The sequence below is a fragment of the Rhizobium rhizoryzae genome (assembly GCF_011046895.1).
In the GTDB taxonomy this organism is placed as follows: Bacteria; Pseudomonadota; Alphaproteobacteria; order Rhizobiales; family Rhizobiaceae; genus Neorhizobium; species Neorhizobium rhizoryzae.
Genome location: NZ_CP049250.1, coordinates 2,784,827 through 2,802,666 on the forward strand (window position 1 = coordinate 2,784,827; position 17,840 = coordinate 2,802,666).

The 17,840-nt window shown below is 58.2% G+C and carries 15 protein-coding genes and 1 pseudogene; 2 read left to right on the forward strand and 14 right to left on the reverse strand.

Annotation, left to right across the window (positions count from 1 at the left end; translation table 11 throughout):
- Window positions 1–23: 23 nt before the first annotated feature.
- From G6N80_RS19260 to G6N80_RS19325, 14 genes and pseudogenes are all read right to left on the reverse strand, one after another.
- Window positions 24–1,589, reverse strand: a complete 1,566-nt coding sequence (locus G6N80_RS19260; RefSeq protein ID WP_246251441.1) for a peptidoglycan DD-metalloendopeptidase family protein — start codon at window positions 1,587–1,589, stop codon at window positions 24–26.
- Between the two features lie 194 nt (window positions 1,590–1,783).
- Window positions 1,784–2,425, reverse strand: a complete 642-nt coding sequence (locus G6N80_RS19265; RefSeq protein ID WP_062554638.1) for a protein-L-isoaspartate(D-aspartate) O-methyltransferase — start codon at window positions 2,423–2,425, stop codon at window positions 1,784–1,786.
- An 8-nt stretch (window positions 2,426–2,433) separates the two neighbouring features.
- Complete coding sequence (gene surE / locus G6N80_RS19270) at window positions 2,434–3,201, reverse strand: 5'/3'-nucleotidase SurE (protein WP_165136128.1); 768 nt, start codon at window positions 3,199–3,201, stop codon at window positions 2,434–2,436.
- 3 nt (window positions 3,202–3,204) lie between these two features.
- On the reverse strand, window positions 3,205–4,488 hold the full coding sequence (gene serS / locus G6N80_RS19275; RefSeq protein WP_165136131.1) for a serine--tRNA ligase: 1,284 nt from the start codon (window positions 4,486–4,488) through the stop codon (window positions 3,205–3,207).
- A 97-nt stretch (window positions 4,489–4,585) separates the two neighbouring features.
- The gene (tatC, locus tag G6N80_RS19280; protein ID WP_062554641.1) at window positions 4,586–5,416 is read right to left on the reverse strand and encodes a twin-arginine translocase subunit TatC; all 831 of its coding nucleotides are present in this window, start codon (window positions 5,414–5,416) and stop codon (window positions 4,586–4,588) included.
- Window positions 5,417–5,724: 308 nt separating this feature from the next.
- Window positions 5,725–6,318: pseudogene (gene tatB / locus G6N80_RS23365) on the reverse strand (Sec-independent protein translocase protein TatB); the annotation flags it as partial.
- A gap of 42 nt (window positions 6,319–6,360) precedes the next feature.
- On the reverse strand, window positions 6,361–6,570 hold the full coding sequence (locus G6N80_RS19290) for a twin-arginine translocase TatA/TatE family subunit (protein ID WP_062554642.1): 210 nt from the start codon (window positions 6,568–6,570) through the stop codon (window positions 6,361–6,363).
- 41 nt (window positions 6,571–6,611) lie between these two features.
- A complete protein-coding gene (locus G6N80_RS19295; protein ID WP_165136137.1) occupies window positions 6,612–7,724 on the reverse strand; it encodes an ABC transporter ATP-binding protein in 1,113 nt (370 codons plus the stop codon).
- A gap of 29 nt (window positions 7,725–7,753) precedes the next feature.
- Window positions 7,754–8,446, reverse strand: a complete 693-nt coding sequence (scpB, locus tag G6N80_RS19300) for an SMC-Scp complex subunit ScpB (protein WP_244484740.1) — start codon at window positions 8,444–8,446, stop codon at window positions 7,754–7,756.
- Window positions 8,447–8,453: 7 nt separating this feature from the next.
- Complete coding sequence (locus tag G6N80_RS19305) at window positions 8,454–9,269, reverse strand: segregation and condensation protein A (protein WP_165137205.1); 816 nt, start codon at window positions 9,267–9,269, stop codon at window positions 8,454–8,456.
- A gap of 99 nt (window positions 9,270–9,368) precedes the next feature.
- A complete protein-coding gene (gene nagZ / locus G6N80_RS19310; RefSeq protein WP_062554645.1) occupies window positions 9,369–10,385 on the reverse strand; it encodes a beta-N-acetylhexosaminidase in 1,017 nt (338 codons plus the stop codon).
- A gap of 106 nt (window positions 10,386–10,491) precedes the next feature.
- Window positions 10,492–13,392 carry an SPOR domain-containing protein gene (locus G6N80_RS19315; RefSeq protein WP_165136143.1) on the reverse strand — a complete coding sequence of 967 codons (2,901 nt, stop codon included), beginning with the start codon at window positions 13,390–13,392 and terminating at the stop codon, window positions 10,492–10,494.
- Window positions 13,393–13,459: 67 nt separating this feature from the next.
- Window positions 13,460–15,217, reverse strand: coding sequence for an arginine--tRNA ligase (argS, locus tag G6N80_RS19320; protein WP_062554647.1), 1,758 nt, complete (start codon window positions 15,215–15,217; stop codon window positions 13,460–13,462).
- A gap of 61 nt (window positions 15,218–15,278) precedes the next feature.
- On the reverse strand, window positions 15,279–16,496 hold the full coding sequence (locus tag G6N80_RS19325; RefSeq protein ID WP_062554648.1) for a deoxyguanosinetriphosphate triphosphohydrolase: 1,218 nt from the start codon (window positions 16,494–16,496) through the stop codon (window positions 15,279–15,281).
- Between the two features lie 143 nt (window positions 16,497–16,639).
- On the opposite strand from G6N80_RS19325, the gene erpA reads away from it, so the two are divergent.
- Window positions 16,640–16,972 (forward strand): iron-sulfur cluster insertion protein ErpA, encoded by a 333-nt coding sequence (gene erpA / locus G6N80_RS19330; protein WP_062554649.1) that lies wholly within the window; start codon window positions 16,640–16,642, stop codon window positions 16,970–16,972.
- A 72-nt stretch (window positions 16,973–17,044) separates the two neighbouring features.
- Complete coding sequence (gene xth, locus G6N80_RS19335; RefSeq protein WP_165136146.1) at window positions 17,045–17,833, forward strand: exodeoxyribonuclease III; 789 nt, start codon at window positions 17,045–17,047, stop codon at window positions 17,831–17,833.
- Window positions 17,834–17,840: the final 7 nt, after the last annotated feature.

Sequence of the window (17,840 nt, forward strand, 5' to 3'; positions counted from 1 at the left end):
CCAAGCTCTCGAAACGCACTACTCTATTCGAGATAAGTCGAAGGGTTCACGGGGCTTGCGTCCTTCCGGACTTCGAAGTGGACTTGCGGGCGCTTCGCATCACCACTCATGCCGGACGTTGCAATCGTCTGGCCGCGCTGGATTTTCTGGCCACGAGACACCGAGATGTTCGACGCGTGACCGTAGACCGTCACCTTGCCATCGTCATGGCGGATCAGGACTGTATTACCAAGCTGCTTGAGACCGTTACCTGCGTAGATAACGACGCCATTTTCCGCAGCCTTGATCGGCGTGCCTTCCGGAACCGAGATATCGATACCGTCATTGCGGCTACCGTTAACGTTCTGGCCGAATGAAGCGATCACCGCACCAGTGACCGGCCAACGATATTTTCCGATACCGGTGGAGCTTGGCGCAGGCGTCGTATTGTCCATCTTGTTCTGAACATCGCTCAGGCTGGCGGTCTGTGCAGCCGCGGGCTTTTCCTGTGCCTTTGGCTGGGCAGCTTCGGCCTTTGCAGCAGCAGCTTCCGCCTTGTCAGCAACAGCCGCCATGGGCTTGTCGGCTGGCTTACTCGGGATGGAGGCAGTCTTGACCGCATCTCCGGAACCACCAACCTTAAGCGTCTGGCCAACTTTGAGATTGCCATCCGTAATGCCGTTCATGGCCTTCAACTGGTCGATCGGCGTATTGGTGGCGCGTGCGATCTTCGCGAGGCTGTCTCCTGCTTTTACGGTGTAGGAGCCGGCGCCTGGCTGACCACCCGATGCGGGCGGCGTCAACTTGCCTGCCTCGGCCTGAGCCTTGTCACGCAGCGGCGGGGCACCAGGCACCACAGCAACCTTCTGGCTCTGATCGGCAGGACCTGGCTGCGGGCTGTTCTTTGGCAGATCAATAGCGCCAGCCGCCATCTTTGCCGGGTTGCTACGATTGGCGTAGGTAGGGATTACGACGATCTGACCAGGGACCAGGCGGCCATTGTTGGCCTTCAGGATTTCCTGCTCCGGAACACCGTAACGCTTGGAAAGCGTCGCCGCAGTTTCACCCGGACGAAGTGTGACCTTCGGAGCGTTGCCGACAGACCAGCCATTCGCTGCTGGCGTGGAGCCAGTTGTCACAGCATCGCTCATCACAGCCGGAGCCTGCGCCTTCATTGCAGGAGCAGACGAAACCCGCGGCGGCATTGGCTGCGCCATGGCTTCCTGACGGGTCTGCATGTCACGAGCGGGCGGCAGAGGCTGTGCCGTCGGCGGGGCAAGTTGCGCACGCTGGATTGGCGCCGAAGAAACAGCGCGGACCGGAGATGCGCTCGCGACCGGATACGCCCCAGAGTTTTGATAGCCCTGATTGGCAACGGGCGCCCGCGCCGGCGCGACAGCAGCGGACTGATATCGGCCACCTGTACCAACATCCTCAGCAGGAATTGGAGGAGCACCATAGGCACCGCCGCCCTGACGCTGCGGGATAGATGCCGTTGTCAGGTTATCCTTATCAAAGATACCCGTAAAGCGAGACGCGTCGGAACTGCATCCCGTTGCTGCACTCGCCAGAAAGGCCGCTACGGCAACGCGTACGGCTGACTTTCTCATGTTCGACGAACTCTTCAAACGCATGACCCGACCTACACAACGACAGTACTAAATGTAGGTATCATTAAAGCGCGTTAGTCTTACTGACCGGTTAAGGCGCGTCCGAACGATTCACTTTTTTCGCAATTTGCTAACCATGAATAAGCAATCGTTTCGCAGGGCCTACCTGACGCGGAAATTTTATTAGCTGAAGCTTACAGATATGACGCGATATGCGGGACCAGCGGGAGATAGCTGACTGGAAAAAGGTCTTCACGTTCAAAACGGCTGCCGGTTTTCGTCAGGCGCACCATCATGCAGTTCTCTTCATCAATGACCATAGGGGCAATCATTGATCCCCCATGAACCAACTGATCGGCATAAAAACGGGGTACAGCGCTAAAGGCGGCGGTTGCGATAATTCGATCGAAGGTACCTTCACCCTGCATCCCATTCATGCCATCCGCCTGCCGCACGATAGCGTTGCGCAGACCCAGCGAATCGACCCGCTCCTGGGCGCCGGAGATCAAGGTTCGGAAGCGATCCACAGAGAACACACGCTCGGCTATGCGCGCCATGACCGCCGTCAGATAGCCACTGCCTGTGCCAATCTCCAGGACACGATGACCCGGCTTCAACTGCAGTTTGGACAGAATGCGAACCGCCTGATCAGCGCCCTCCATGAAGGAGCCGCAGTCAATCGGAATGGAGCGGCTTGAATAGGCTTCGCTTACGAATTGCGAGGGAACAAACTGGGTGCGCGGCGTCTGTTCGCAGGCTGTGAGAAGATCGAGGTCTGTTACGCCTTGCGCCCTCAGGCGAAGGACCAGAGAGGCAAAACCTTCCCTCTCGATCATCGCTGTCTTCAACGAGAAACTCCCAAAGCGGCGGACAGATTCTTCAATGCGGCATGATCTGTCAGATCAAGCTGCAAAGGCGTAACGGAAATACGGTTGGCACGCACTGCAGCGATGTCGGTCCCTTCCATGAAACGGCCCTTCCGGTCGCTGAATCGCAGCCAGAAGTAAGGATTTCCGCGGCCATCCTGACGCTCATCCACAATCAGCGCGAAATCCGTTTTGCCCTGGGTCGTCACATCAAGTCCCTCAACTTCACCTTCCGCGCAGGCGGGGAAATTGACATTCAGGAAGGTTCCCTCCGGCAAAGCAATCGGGAGAATCTTGCGCACCAGATCCGCACCGTGATGCGCGGCCACCGACCAGGGAATGAACCGCCCTTCTGCGTCATGCCTGTAGGCCTGACTGAGCGCAATGGAACGGACACCCTGGATCGTTCCCTCGATTGCGGCTGCAATCGTGCCGGAATAGGTCACATCATCCGCAAGATTCGAACCAGCATTGACGCCAGATAGAATGAGGTCGGGCTTGCCCTTGAGCACGTGCCGGATGCCCATGATGACGCAATCGGTCGGCGTTCCACGGACTGCAAAGTGCTTGTCGGAGATCTTCCGCAGACGCAATGGGTCGGACAGTGTGAGCGAGTGGGCAAGGCCGCTCTGATCAGTCTCAGGCGCTACGATCCAGACATCGTCCGAGAGACTGCGGGCGATGCCCTCAAGCACCCGCAGTCCTTCTGCGTGAATCCCGTCATCATTGGTGAGCAGGATCCTCATTGATCAGGCGCCCTTTTCGATACGGGTCAACCCACCCATGTAAGGCAGAAGAACGTCCGGGATTGATACGGAGCCATCTTCATTCAGATAGTTCTCGAGAACAGCGATGAGGCAGCGACCAACCGCCGTGCCGGATCCATTCAGCGTATGAACAAACTTGGGGTTCTTGTCATCCTTGCTGCGATAACGGGAATTCATGCGACGGGCCTGGAAATCACCGCAGACCGAGCAGGACGAGATTTCACGATACGTGTCTTGGCCCGGCAACCAGACTTCCAGATCATAGGTCTTGCGCGCGCCAAAGCCCATGTCACCCGTGCAAAGCGTAATCGTGCGGAAATGCAGCCCGAGGCGCTTCAGCACCTCTTCCGCACAAGCGGTCATCCGCTCATGTTCGGCAATCGAGCTTTCGGCATCGGTAATCGAAACCAGTTCGCACTTCCAGAACTGGTGCTGGCGCAGCATGCCACGCGTGTCACGTCCGGCAGATCCAGCCTCAGAGCGGAACGACGGCGTCAATGCCGTGAACCGAAGTGGAAGCTTTTCCTGATCAAGAATTTCGCCCGAGACCAGATTTGTCAGCGTTACTTCGGCTGTGGGAATAAGCCAGCGCCCGTCAGTCGTGCGGAACAGATCCTCGGAGAATTTCGGCAGCTGGCCGGTGCCGTACATGGCTTCATCCCGCACCATCAGCGGGGACGAAACCTCGGTATATCCGTGTTCGCGCGTATGCAGATCCAGCATGAACTGGCCGAGCGCGCGTTCGAGACGGGCCAACTGGCTCGTGAGTACCGTAAATCGCGAGCCAGAAAGCTTGGCAGCACGGTCGAAATCCATGTAGCCCAAAGCTTCGCCGATTTCGAAATGCTCCAGTGCAGGATGGTTCCAACCCGGCTTCTGGCCGACGACCCGTGTTACCACGTTATCGGACTCATCCTTGCCGACAGGCACATCGTCCAGTGGAATGTTCGGGATGCGGGAGAGCACGTCATCCAGCGCAGCAACAGCTGCACGCTCTTCCTGCTCGACGAGCGGCATCGTATCCTTGAGCGAGGCCACCTCCTGCTTCAACTGCTCGGCAAGCTCAGTGTTTTTCTGCGCCATCGCTGCGCCGATTTCCTTGGAGGCGGCGTTGCGTCGGGATTGCATATCCTGCAGCTTCTGGATCGCGGATCGGCGCGTCTCGTCAAGCGCTAATATTGCCTGCGCCTGCGGCTCGGCGCTCCGCTTTTGAAGCGCCTCATCGAGGGCTGCCGGGTTTTCGCGAATCCACTTGATATCGAGCATGGTCGTTCCAGATCATCTGCGGGTTATGGCCGCGACGTCGGTCCCGGCCGTTCTGTTTCCAATCCGGCCGAGAATGCTGCGATGCCGGAACTTGTCCTCAAGCCTTCTCGGACGTCGCGACGGATGAAGCAGATTCGGTATCAGCCAAGGCCGTTTCCTCCTCGCGCTTCCTCTCGACGAGTCGAGCAGCATAGATGGAAATCTCGTAGAGAAGGATCGTCGGCAGTGCAAGGCCGATCTGAGACAGCGGATCCGGGGGTGTCAGAACTGCCGCAACAACAAACGCGATGACGATTGCGAACTTGCGTTTCTCGCGCAGCCAATCGCTCGTCAACAAACCGACCCGAGCCAACAGCGTTGTGACAACCGGCAGCTGGAAAACAAGTCCGAATGACATGACCAGCGTCATGATCAGCGAGAGATACTCCGAAACCTTGGGCATCAGCGAGATGGCCACATCCCCCTCGCCTGGCGCCTGCTGCATGGCCAGGAAGAACCACATGACCATGGGCGTGAAGAAGAAGTAGACGAGCGCACCGCCAAGCAGGAACAGGAGCGGTGAAGCCACGAGAAACGGCAGGAACGCCGCCCGCTCGTTCTTGTAGAGGCCAGGTGCGACAAACTTGTACAACTGCGAGGCAATGATCGGGAACGCGATCACCAGTGCGCCGAACATCGCCACCTTCACCTGCGTGAAGAAGAACTCTTGCGGCGCCGTATAGATCAGCTCTGATTTGGAAAGATCGAGGCCAGCCCAGAGGACCGCCCACTTGTAGGGTACGACCAGCAGGTTGAAGAGTTGCTTTGCAAAGAAGAAGCAGACCAGGAACGCCACGAAAAAGGCGGCGAGCGACCAGATGAGTCGCGTGCGCAACTCCATCAGATGCTCGATCAACGGCTGAGGCTTATCGTTGTAATCGCCGCTCATGCTTGATCCTTGGAGGCAGACGTCTTTTTCTTGCGTGCACCAGGCGCGACGGTTTTGACGTCAGACGCACCTTCGACAGCCACAGATTTCTTCGATGCGGTTTTTCTTGTCGTGACCGAGTTTTCGGAGGAAATCTCACTCACATCCGCAGCAGGTTTTCGCGTGCGTGTTCGTTTGACTGCCACCTCATCCGCCCCGGCTCCGGAAACGACGGCGGGTACCGCTGGTGCGACCAGCTTTGGTGTCGATGGTTTCCGCGACCTTGGGGCCTTGGCAACTTCTGGCGCAGGAACCGAAGACGTGGACGACGTTTCAGCCGGTGCCTTTGTCAGCCCTGCGCCAGAAACCGCAGGTGAATTGCCTGTCCCCGAGGCAGACGCCACGGGCGGCGTCGATGGTGACGCAGCAGCACCACCCGAGGCCTGCGGCTGTGGCGTAACGACTGCAGGGGAAGCCTGAGCAGACGTAACAGAGGCGGCTGGCGGCGGCGTGAGAGGTGGGGTTTCCGGCAGGGAAAACGCAGGCGGCGGAATCAGATCATCGACGGACGTCGTCGCGACAGAGTCTGTGGCAGCATCGGACGTGTTCGCCCCAGGGAGCTCGGTCGCTTTCTGCAGATCGTTGCGAATCTCGTTGCCCATTTCACGCAGAGGATTGATCGCCTCGCGTATTGCGTTCGCGGGATGAAACCGCTTGGCATCATCAATCGTCTGCCGCACACCGTCCATGTCCGCCTCTCGCAAGGCTTCATCGAACTGGGTGCGAAAATCTCCGGCCATCTTTCGCAAGTTGGACGTCATCTTGCCAAATGCCCTAAGCATAGGCGGTAGATCCTTGGGGCCAACCACGACGATCAAGACAACTGCAATGACAAGCAGTTCTGTCCAGCCGATGTCCAGCATGGGCTATACTCCCGCCACGGAACGCGAACGCGTTCCGGCGACTTACTTTGTTTCTTCGCGCTGGTGATCGACAGTCTTGGCAGGCGTCGCAGTCGGCGTCGCGTCCTTGTTCTCGTCTTCGGACATGCCCTGCTTGAAGCTCTTGATGCCCTTGGCGACGTCGCCCATCAATTCCGGAATCTTGCCGCGCCCGAAGAAGATCAGCACGATGACCAGAACGATCAGCCAGTGCCACACACTAAAAGAACCCATAACTCACTCCCGTAATTGCGCGTCTAAACGATGTAAGATGTTTAGGAATGTTTTTCAAACACCAAAATGTCTTCTGGCGCAACGTTCACAACCACGTCAGTCAGACCTTCCGAAAGTTGATCGGCACGGATACGTGCGCGAAGCGGCTCATCAAGCCCCTCCACGGCCAGCGTCAACAGTTCGACCACCCCGAGAAAGCGGCGCGTGATGATCCGAGCGGGCACACCGGGTCCATCGGCGCGAACGAAAACCGACGATATCCTCACCGCGATCTCCACCTCCTGACCATCGGCAATTGTACCGGAATCACAGGCTCCGAGCGGAGTTTGAACGCGACCCGATGTTACTCGTCCCGTCAAAATATTGATCTCGGAGAAGAAACCGGCCGCAAACAGTGATCGTGGTTTCCTGTATAGATCCTGCGACTTGCCGAGCTGGACCAGCTGACCGTTACTGAGCAGGGCAATGCGGTCTGCCATTCTCATGGCTTCCTCCGCATCGTGGGTCACGACGATGGCTGTTGCGCGGCTTTGTCGCAGGACATCAAGCGTATCAGCCCGAATCGAATCCTTCAGCCGCGAATCAAGCCCGCTAAAAGGTTCGTCCATCAATAGAACACCAGGACGGGGAGCGAGCGCACGGGCCAACGCGACCCGTTGCTGCTCGCCGCCAGAGAGCGCGTGCGGAAACTTTTGCGCATAGTGCGCAAGACCCACCCGCTCAAGCGCCACCATCGCCTCGGCTGATGCCTCCGACGAAGGAAGCGCGGTCAACCCGAATTTGACATTATCGAGCACTGAAAGGTGCGGGAAGAGTGCGTAGTCCTGAAACATCAGGCCAACGCCGCGCTTTTCTGGCGGAACAAAGCATTGAGGACCTGCCATTTCGCGACCGTCGATGCACACACGCCCGCGCGTCTGCGACTCGATACCGGCCGCGATCCGCAGCAGTGTCGTCTTGCCAGATCCTGATGGTCCCAACAGGCACAGCACCTCGCCCGGGCGCGCCTCGAGGCTTATGCCGCGAATCGTTTCTTTGCCGTTATAGTGGTGGTGGATTTCTTCGAAGGTCAGGCTTGCGGCAAACGTGACCCCGGCAGTCCTGCGCAGAGCAGCCCCGCCACCTCGTTGCTTTACATCTGTATTTAACAGCATGCCTTCCGTGACCTCAGCTCTCTCAATCGCTAATCGTCCGGTGTGCCACCGGGTGTCAAGAGACCGAGCTCCTCCAGATCCAGCTGGGTAATCGGGTCTTCGTCCTCGGCCAACTCATCAGCAGACGATGGCAGCGGTACACGAAAATCAGGCGGAATTCTTCCTTGCAAGAGCCCCGCGCCCTTCAACTCCTCGATACCTGGCAAATCGCGGATTTCTTCCAGTCCAAAGTGATCGAGAAAACGTGGCGTGGTGCCCAGGGTGACGGGACGACCGGGCGTTCTACGCCGACCGCGAAAGCGTACCCATCCCGCTTCCATCAGAACATCCAGGGTTCCGCGAGAGGTTTGCACGCCACGGATCTCCTCGATCTCAGCGCGAGTGACCGGTTGATGATAGGCGATGATCGCCAAAACCTCGAGCGCTGCACGAGAGAGTTTGCGCGATTCCGTATCGTCCCGGCGAATCACGAAAGACAGATCCGCAGCCGTGCGAAATGCCCAACGGTCTTCGACGCGAATGAGGTTGACGCCCCTGCCAGCGTAGAGATGGACCAATCTCGCCATCACCCTGCGCAAATCAACAGTGCCGGGAAGCCGCTCGAGCAGGTATGCTTCCGAGACGGGCTCGGCCGACGCGAAAATCAACGCTTCAGCCGTGCGTTCCGCTTCCAGCTCAAGGCGTGAGATTTCCTCTGCGTTATCGTATCCGTTCCCGGCCATCTCGACGTCAGTTATCGACATCAGGCTTCTCCCTCATTTGAGCCTTGAGACGTGCGTTAAGGGGACTTCTCAGATACAGACTGCCGAACACCGAATCCTGCCTCATCTCCAGCTTCCCCTCACGCACCAGTTCAAGCGATGCAGCGAAGGCACTTGCAGTCGCAGTCACGCGATCGTTGGGGGGAAGGAACTCAACAAGATGAGCCTGAAGCGATGTCCAGTCGCCGATTTCACCCAACATTGAGGTGAGCAGTTCCCTCGCCTCCACCAGCGACCAGACTTTGCGACGTTCTATTGTGACTTGCGTGATTGCCTGGCGTTGTCGCAAATTGGCATAGGCATGAAGGAGATCGTAAAGTTCGGCCTCGAACGTCTTGCCTGCCCTGTCCGGCAGATGCTCCGGCGCACCGCGAGCAAAAACATCTCTGCCCAGCCGGTTCCGGTTGACGAGGTGACTTGCAGCCTCGCGCATGGCCTCCAGCCGCTTGAGACGAAATGCGAGCACCGCTGCCATCTCTTCCCCTGAAGGACCATCCTCCTGCCTCGACTGCTGGGGAATCAACAGTTTCGATTTGAGATAGGCGAGCCAGGCAGCCATCACCAGATAGTCCGCGGCAAGTTCGATCCGAACACGACGGGCACTCTCGACGAATTCCAGATATTGCTCTGCCAGCGCAAGGACGGAAATGCGCGCAAGATCGACCTTCTGATTGCGCGCCAGGTGCAGCAGAAGGTCGAGCGGCCCCTCGAAGCCGCCCACGTCGATTACGAGCGCCGCCTCGCTGACGCCTCGCGCCTCACTATCCTGCCAAAGCTTGTCCATCGGAATGGAGGTATGCTTATCGACGGCCATCGCTATACTCGCGCCTGTGGGAGAAGCCCCTCCTCCCGCTGGCCGATGCTAGCAGAAAAGCGGAACGGTTTACGCTGCTGGTATAAGCGACCAGAACTCGGCACGCAAATCGGCCTCGCTGGATGTGTCTGCCGGGGAAAAACCTGCCAGTGCAGCTTCGGCCCTCTTCAAGCTCTTGCCGGATAGAAGCGGGACCTCGCGGACGACCTGCTTCATTTCCTCCATGACGCCGTTGCAATGAAGGACAATATCACAGCCGCCGGAAATAATGTTGGCAGCACGCTCGCCCAGTGTGCCTTTCAGCGCGTTCATCGAACTATCGTCCGAGAGAAGAAGACCATCGAAGCCGATACGCCCACGAATAACTTCATCAATGACCTTGCGCGATGTCGTTGCGGGGTTTTCGGGGTCGATCGCCGTGAAAACAATATGAGCACTCATGCCCATAAGCTCATCTTTCATCTGACGAAACGGCAGAAAATCGTGCGCATCGAGTTCATCGATAGATGCCGATACCACCGGCAGGTCGTGATGGGAGTCTACCATCGCACGGCCATGGCCTGGCATGTGCTTCATCACCGGCAACATGCCGCCAGCCTTCAGACCGTCGGCTGCGGCTTTACCAACAGCCGCCACCGTCGCCGTGTTTTCTCCGTAAGAACGATTCCCGATGGCGGGCGTCCCTCCGGGCACAACAACATCGAGAACGGGCAGGCAGTTGATGTTGATGCCAAGCTTGGTCAGATCGAACGCATGGAGACGCGACATCAGCCATGCAGCGCGCAATCCCCGCGCCTTATCTTGCTCATAAAGCGCACCGAGAACCGAGCCCGACGGATAGTTTTCAGCCATCGGCGCGCGGATACGCTGAACGCGCCCGCCTTCCTGATCGATCAGCACAGGGGCATCCTGACGTCCAACTGCATCCCGCATTGACTGGACAAGATTGCGGATCTGAGCCTCGTCCTTGAGATTGCGAGCAAACAGAATGAAACCCCAAGGCTGCTGATCGCGATACAGCGCGATTTCCTCGGCAGACAATTCCGTGCCGGCGCATCCAAGGATCATTGCCTTGCAGTTGCTCATCTTCTTTCCTTTTCGAGACCGTTCTGGATGTAATACGTTAGCGGGCAATGCCCCGACGGAAAACGGGGCGTTTCCGCCCCGTTCAATCTTTGAAAGATGAGGGTAATCAGCGTGCAATCAGGCAGCTACCACCGGCAGCACGAAGCTTTTCGCACAGAGCGGCAGCTTCGTCCTTGGAGCTGCCTGCAGGGATCCGAACACGATAGAAGGTGCCCTTTCCTGCGATCTCGGCCTTGGCGATATCAACGCCGCGACCTGCAATAATATTGCCGAACTTGGCCGAAAGGTTCTTGTAGGACTTCTGGGCGTCCGCTTCAGACGGAAGCGAAGCGACCTGAAGGTAGTACCCACCCGCGCCGCCTGTCTGGGCAGCAGCTGGCGGAATAGCGGCAGCAGCCGTGGCTGCAGGAGAAGCAGCGGCACGGATTGCACCCTGATCGGTGACAGCTGCAACAACCTTGACCGGCTGCTCCGCAGGACGCGCGCCCGGGATAGGTGCCTGCGTCTTGTTGGTCTGGGTCGACGCGGTCGTCGTCGGAACAGCACCTGCAGGCGTGGTAGCGGCGGCTGACACCGGCGCAACTACAGGCTGGCTTGCAGACGTCGCCGCCGTCTTGGTCGGCTCAGCCAATGCCGGCGCCGCTGGAACTTTCTCGGTCTTGACGGCCGTCACCGGAACCTGTCCCGCTTTTGCAGGCACTTCCTTGATCTGCTCGACAAGTGTGCCGTCCGGACGAACAACCATCGTCTTGACCTTGCGCGGCATCACCGCCAGCTGATCCTGACCGGCTGTGGCAGCAGCTACCTGCTGCGGCAGCAGACGTGCATCTTCTGTTTCACCGACCGGCGTCGAAGCGGACTCAATGCCCTCGCCCTCGGCTTCCATTGGCAAGGTTTCCAAAGTCTTCTGAACGACATCTACCGGCTGCTCGTCGGAAGAAATCAGCGAAGGCTGCTTCGGCGCATCCAGCGTACCCGTTGCGACGCGGTCATAGACAGCCTTGTCCTGGTTCGGAACGATCTTTCCACCCGGATTTTCAGGCGCAACCTTGACCGGTTGCGTATCGGCAGCAATGACCACCGGCCCGCCGTCACCTGTCAGTTTCGCACCTTGGCTTGCGTAAAACGCGTAGCCGGACAAACCAAGGATCGCAACGAAGCCTGCCGCTGACGCCGGCAGCATCCAGTTCAGCCGTTTGCGGGGTGCCATATAGATGGCATCATCATCCATCTCCTCCTCCCGCACAGCCCGCGCCGGGAAAGGTGTCTGGAGGCTGCGACGGAAATCTTCCTCCAAAGCACGCTCAAAGTCGTCGAGACCATCGGAAGGACGTGCCGTGGATTTCGGGTCAGGAGTAGCTGCGACTGAAATGCTGGAGCTGGCGTTGCGCGCACGCTGCGCCGCTACGGAGACCGGCTGCGGTCCAGCATTTGCCTGCGTCAGGAATGAAGCGAGCTCCGCATCAAGATCAATGTCGAATTCCGAATGCTGAACGGGCTGCTGTTCCGGTTCATGGACTGGAAGCTCGGGTACGTTGAGATCCGGAACCGTCTCCGGCATTTCATCCGTATCGGCCAGCAGCGCGGGATCGAAAGCCTCTCCATCACCAGTCGCTTCATCGATAACCGCCTGCGGAGCAGAACGGACGGGACCATTCGGCTGCACTGCATCAATCGAGACCGGCTGGCTCTGAACCGGTGCACCTACACCCATGGCAGCCGCAGAACGTGAGTTTGCCAGGAAAGCTGGAACCGCAGCAACGCTGGACGGCACTGGACGGAATTCCTGACGCGGTTCGAATGCAGCGGCAAACGGCACTTGCGGCTCAGGTTTCGGCGCTGAATTCTGAGTTGCGCCGACCGCTTCCGCACGCGGTTGAACCGCAGGGGCAGGCTGGACCGGCCGAGCTGGAGTTGCGGCAGTATCCGGCTCATCCATCAGATCCGAAAGATCGAATTCGATCTCATCGAGGGCCAGTTCGAAGTCATCATCCAGATCAGAACCGAGCGCAGGCTCTTTCTGCTGATTGCCCACACGACCTTGGTCGGAAAAGCGTTCATCGAGGACCGCAAAGTCCGGGAGCGGCGCTATAGAGCTTACGGGAGGCAGGTCGGCGGAAAGACGTGCCTGGGCCGCACGATCCTCGTTGCGGAAAGCCTCAACCTGCGGCAGTTCCGCGACGGCTGCCTGACGTGGGACCTGCGGCGGCGCCATCGCGAAGGCAGCAACACGAGCCAGCTCTTCTTCCCACACCGAACTGTCGACCGGTGTTGAAGCAGAAGCGGAAATCGATCCTTCCGCTAGATCGGGCAAAGCACTTGCCGGTGCAGGCTCGTGACGCGGCACAGAGGCCGGATTGAAGTTTGCCAAAGGCATCCGGAAGCCGGGCTCATAAGCCCGTGCCGGGGGCCGCGTCGCTTTGATCGGACGCGTCTCGACCGGCGTCAATGATGTCTCAAGCTCGGAAATCAGATCGTTATCTAGACCTGCAACATCCATAGGCGCAGCAACAGCAGGAGCCATATCTGCAACCGGTCGCGGCACAGTCTCTGGCTCGAACGCACGCAAGGACGAAGCCTCGGAACGCCTTGGCGCCATTCCGAATTGATCGACCACATGAGCTCGCGACATAGGATCGCGACGATCGAGCGTATCGAATTCCTCGTCGTTGAACGGGTCAGCCACCGGCGCGCTCACACGCGCCGAAACCGCGCCCGCGGAAGGCGTCATGGGTGGCTCGGAACGAGCGACAGGCGCCTCGGCCGGGCGCGACAGAACCGGCTCCGCAGAAACCGACGGACGCGTATCCTGATAATCCTCGAGCTCGCGAAGCAATTCATCTTCGAGATTGAACGCCGGCTCTCGCCGTGGCGGTTGCTCCGCCACAGGTCGCAAGGGGGACCGCTCATCATAGCCCGCAATGCGCGCCAATTCCGCAAGCGGATCATCATCCGCAAATACGTCAGGCGCGCCGCTACGGCCATAAGCCACGTTATTGTTTGCCATACCCTTGTCCACTTACCTACGCTAACCAATGCTCATGCCAGCGCAATATGGGTAAATGGTGGCGTGACTATCGCATTTCGTCCGGTGCAGCAGTGCCAGTAATGGCAAGCCCGGACTTCAATACGGACGCGACAGCGCGCACCAACCCAAGTCTGGCGATACTGGATTCTCGGTCGTTATCCTTAACAAACCGTAAGTCGGGGTTATCTTTGCCCTTATTCCAGTGCGCATGAAAGGAACTTGCCAGATCATAGAGGTAAAAAGCAAGCCGGTGGGGCTCCTGAGCCAGCGCTGCAGCCTCAATTATGCGCGGAAACTCCGCCAATTTGGCAATCAGCTGCATTTCGGCCGGGTCAGACACCCCTGAAACAGCGGCTGCGAGGTCAAGTGATTCGGTGTCGAGGTCCGGAAAAGCTTCCCTGGCCTGGCGGAAAACCGACATGCAGCGAGCATGCGCGTACTGGACGTAGAAGACCGGATTGTCCTTGGACTGCTCAGTCACCTTGGCGAAATCGAAATCCAGCGGCTCGGAGTTCTTCCGGTACAACATCATGAAGCGAACAGGATCACGGCCGACTTCATCCACCACCTCACGTAGCGTTACGAAGTCTCCCGAACGTTTGGACATCTTTACCGGCTCGCCGTCGCGGAAGAGCTTCACGAGCTGGCACAGCAGAACCGTCAGCTTCGCCGAGCCGCCGGACACAGCACGGGCCAGCGCTTCCAGACGCTTTACATAGCCACCGTGATCGGCACCGAGCACGTAGATCATCTCGTTGTAGCCACGGTCGAACTTGTCTTTGAAATAGGCCACGTCCGCCGCGAAATAGGTATAGCTTCCGTCAGACTTGATCAGCGGACGGTCGATATCATCGCCGACATCCGTCGAACGGAACAGCGTCTGCTCGCGGTCTTCCCAGTCTTCCGGCAACTGGCCCTTCGGCGGCGGAAGCGTGCCACGATAGACATGCCCTTTGAATGTCAGATCATTGATCGCCTGACGGATACGGGCCGCGCCATCGGCATGGAGACCGCGTTCCGAATAGAAGATGTCATGATGGACGTTGAGAGCATCCAGATCCTCCCGGATCATCGCCATCATCGCGTCGATGGCACGATCCTTGACGATCGGCATCCACTCGTCCTGCGGCATGTTGTGCAGCTTCGTGCCAAATTCCTTGGCGAGCGCCTGGCCGACCGGCACAAGATAGTCTCCGGGATAGAGGCCAGAAGGGATTTCACCGACCGTTTCACCCAATGCTTCGCGGTAACGAAGGAAGACCGACCTTGCCAGCACATCAATCTGGGAGCCGGCATCGTTGATGTAGTATTCCTTGGTAACCTCGTAGCCTGCAAATGCCATGAGGTTGGCCAGCGCATCACCGACGACAGCGCCGCGGCAATGGCCCACATGCATCGGTCCGGTAGGATTTGCCGAAACGAATTCGACGTTGACCTTGCGCCCTGCCCCGACCGCCGAACGCCCGTAGCCTTCGCCATCACGGATGATGCTGGCGAGCAGTCGCTGCCAGTAGGCGGAGGACAAGCGAATATTGATGAAGCCGGGACCGGCCACCGTTACGTCTACGATATCAGCATCCTGCTTCAGGCGCTCTGCAATGACATCTGCCAGCGCGCGAGGATTGGTACCCAGCGGCTTTGCGAGCACCATGGCAGCATTCGTCGCAACATCGCCATGGCTTGGATCGCGCGGCGGCTCGACAGTCAGACGATTGAAATCGACACTTTCGCGCTTTTCACGAATGAGATCGATGGATTCAAGTGCCTCTTTGATCCGAACTTCAAAATCGGCGAACAGGTTCATGGTGCTGCATCCCAGCAAAAAGGGCGGAAAGGCCGCCAATCAATTGGTTTCGGTGGGGTGCCTAACGCAAATCAGGGGTGCGGTCAAACAGGCGCATATGGGCCTTCACAGCATAAGTGTCGGTCATCCCCGCCAGATAGTCGCCCACATGGCGTGCGCGCGCTGCTTCGCTGAGCCCGGCTATATGACTGACCCAATAGTGGCTCTGCATCTCTGATGGGTCTTGCATGTAGGCTCCGAAGAGATCTGTGACGATCTGCGCCGCCCCGGCCCGGATCCGCATGATTTCGGGATGCCGGTATATGCGCGAGAACAACAGCTTCTTGATGGATTTGTCCGTTTCCGCCATTTCATCCGAGAAGGTCGCAATGGCATGATCCGCGGCACGGATGTCGAGTACGCTTTGCGGTTTCAGATCCTCAAGGCGCCGCTGCGCAACACCGATCACGTCTTCGACCATGTGCGTGATCTGTCGGCGCATGATTTCGTTTGCGAAGCGGGCAGGCTCCAGGCTCGGATACTTCGCCCTGACCTCGCGCATCATCGCCGCAAGGAAGGGCACATCCTCCAGCATGTCGAAAGTCAGATAGCCGGATCGCAGTCCGTCATCGATATCATGCGTGTTGTAGGCAATGTCGTCGGCAATCGCCGCAACCTGCGCCTCGAGACTGGCGAAACTTGCGAGTTCGAGATCATTGATCTCGCAATAGTCGAGAATGGGCTGCGGAACGGGACCGCGTGTACCTGCTCCTGAACGATCCATCAGGGGACCGTTGTGTTTCACCAGGCCTTCGAGGCTTTCCCACGTCAGGTTTATGCCGTCGAATTCAGCGTAGCGCCTTTCAAGCTTGGTAACGATGCGAAGCGATTGCGCATTGTGATCAAAACCGCCGTAGGGCAGCAGAACCTCGTGCAGAGCGTCCTCGCCAGTGTGTCCAAAGGGCGTATGACCGAAATCGTGAACCAACGCCACGCCCTCAGCCAGATCCTCGTCGATCTTCAAGGCCCTGGCGAGTGCGCGCGCGATCTGCGCTACTTCGATCGTATGGGTCAGCCGCGTTCTGTAGTGATCGCCGTCCACCCCGATAAAGACCTGCGTCTTGTGCTTCAGGCGGCGAAAGGCAGTGGTATGGACGATACGGTCACGGTCCCGCTGGAATTCCGACCGCGTCAGACTGGAATTCTCCGGTACGAGACGCCCCCGGCTCTGCCACGGATCGGAAGCGAAAATAGCCCGTTCGCCGCTGCCAAAACCAAGAATGCGTGTATCGACTGACATGATCCATCCGTTTTGCGCATAACATACAGACGCGAAGCACCATTGACGCGCCCTTCAACCCTTCATACCTATACAGCGAAGCAACGCAAAGCGATTGCAGCAATCTCCGGGCCTTGAACCCGGCCAGAAGGCAAGAATAGACCATGACAGATGCCCCAGTAACCGTTTCCCAATCCGCTGCCCGGCGCATTGCCGAGATCGTATCTGCCGATGCCGGCAAGAAAGCATTGCGTGTCTCCGTAGAAGGAGGCGGCTGTTCCGGCTTCTCCTATAAATTTGACGTCGTGGACGCCCAGGGAGAAGACGATCTCGTGATTTCGAAAGACGGCGCCACAGTGCTGATCGACAGTCTTTCGCTGGTCTACATGACGGGATCGGAAATCGACTTTGTCGATAACCTGCTGGGTCAATCGTTCCAGATCAAAAATCCTAATGCCGTGGCGAGTTGCGGCTGTGGAACGAGCTTCTCGATCTGAGATTGATCGTCGATTTCTACTTTCATTGATTGCTCCTTGGGTTAAAACAGCAGGGCAATCGGGAAAGCCATAATGAAGATCGCCACCTGGAACATAAACGGGATCAAAGCCCGCATCGAAAACCTGCGCCAGTGGCTGAGTGATTTCTCACCCGACATCGTTTGCCTGCAGGAGATAAAGTCGGTCGATGAAGGGTTCCCGAGAGCAGACATCGAATCGCTCGGCTATCACGTCGAAACTCATGGACAAAAGGGCTTCAACGGCGTCGCCATTCTGTCAAAGCTGAGGCCGGAAGATGTGATTCGCGGCCTGCCGGGCGACGATAGCGACGAACAGTCTCGCTACATCGAAGCTGTGTTTTCTGTACCGTCCGGCGTTGTGCGGATTGCATCCATCTATCTTCCCAATGGCAACCCTTCTGATGATCCGGTCAAGTATCCTTATAAGCTGGCCTGGATGGAGCGGTTGCGGCTACATGCGGCAAACCGACTGCTTCTGGAAGAGCCGCTGGTTCTCGCCGGCGACTACAACGTGATTCCAGAGCCTCACGATTGCTACGACCCCGCCGCCTGGGCAACGGATGCGCTGTTCCTGCCTGCAACCCGCGCTTCGTTTCGCCGGCTGGAGAATCTGGGGCTTCTCGACGCTGTCAGAGCAACGACAGACCAGACCAAACTTTATACGTTCTGGGATTATCAGGCCGGTGCCTGGCAGAAGAATAACGGCATCCGCATCGATCATCTGCTTCTCTCACCGGAAGCGGCCGACCGACTGGTCAGTACCTCAATCGAGAAACAGGTCAGGGCTTGGGAAAAGCCTTCAGATCACGTGCCGGTCGTCGGGACGTTCAACTTCGCCTGATACAGAA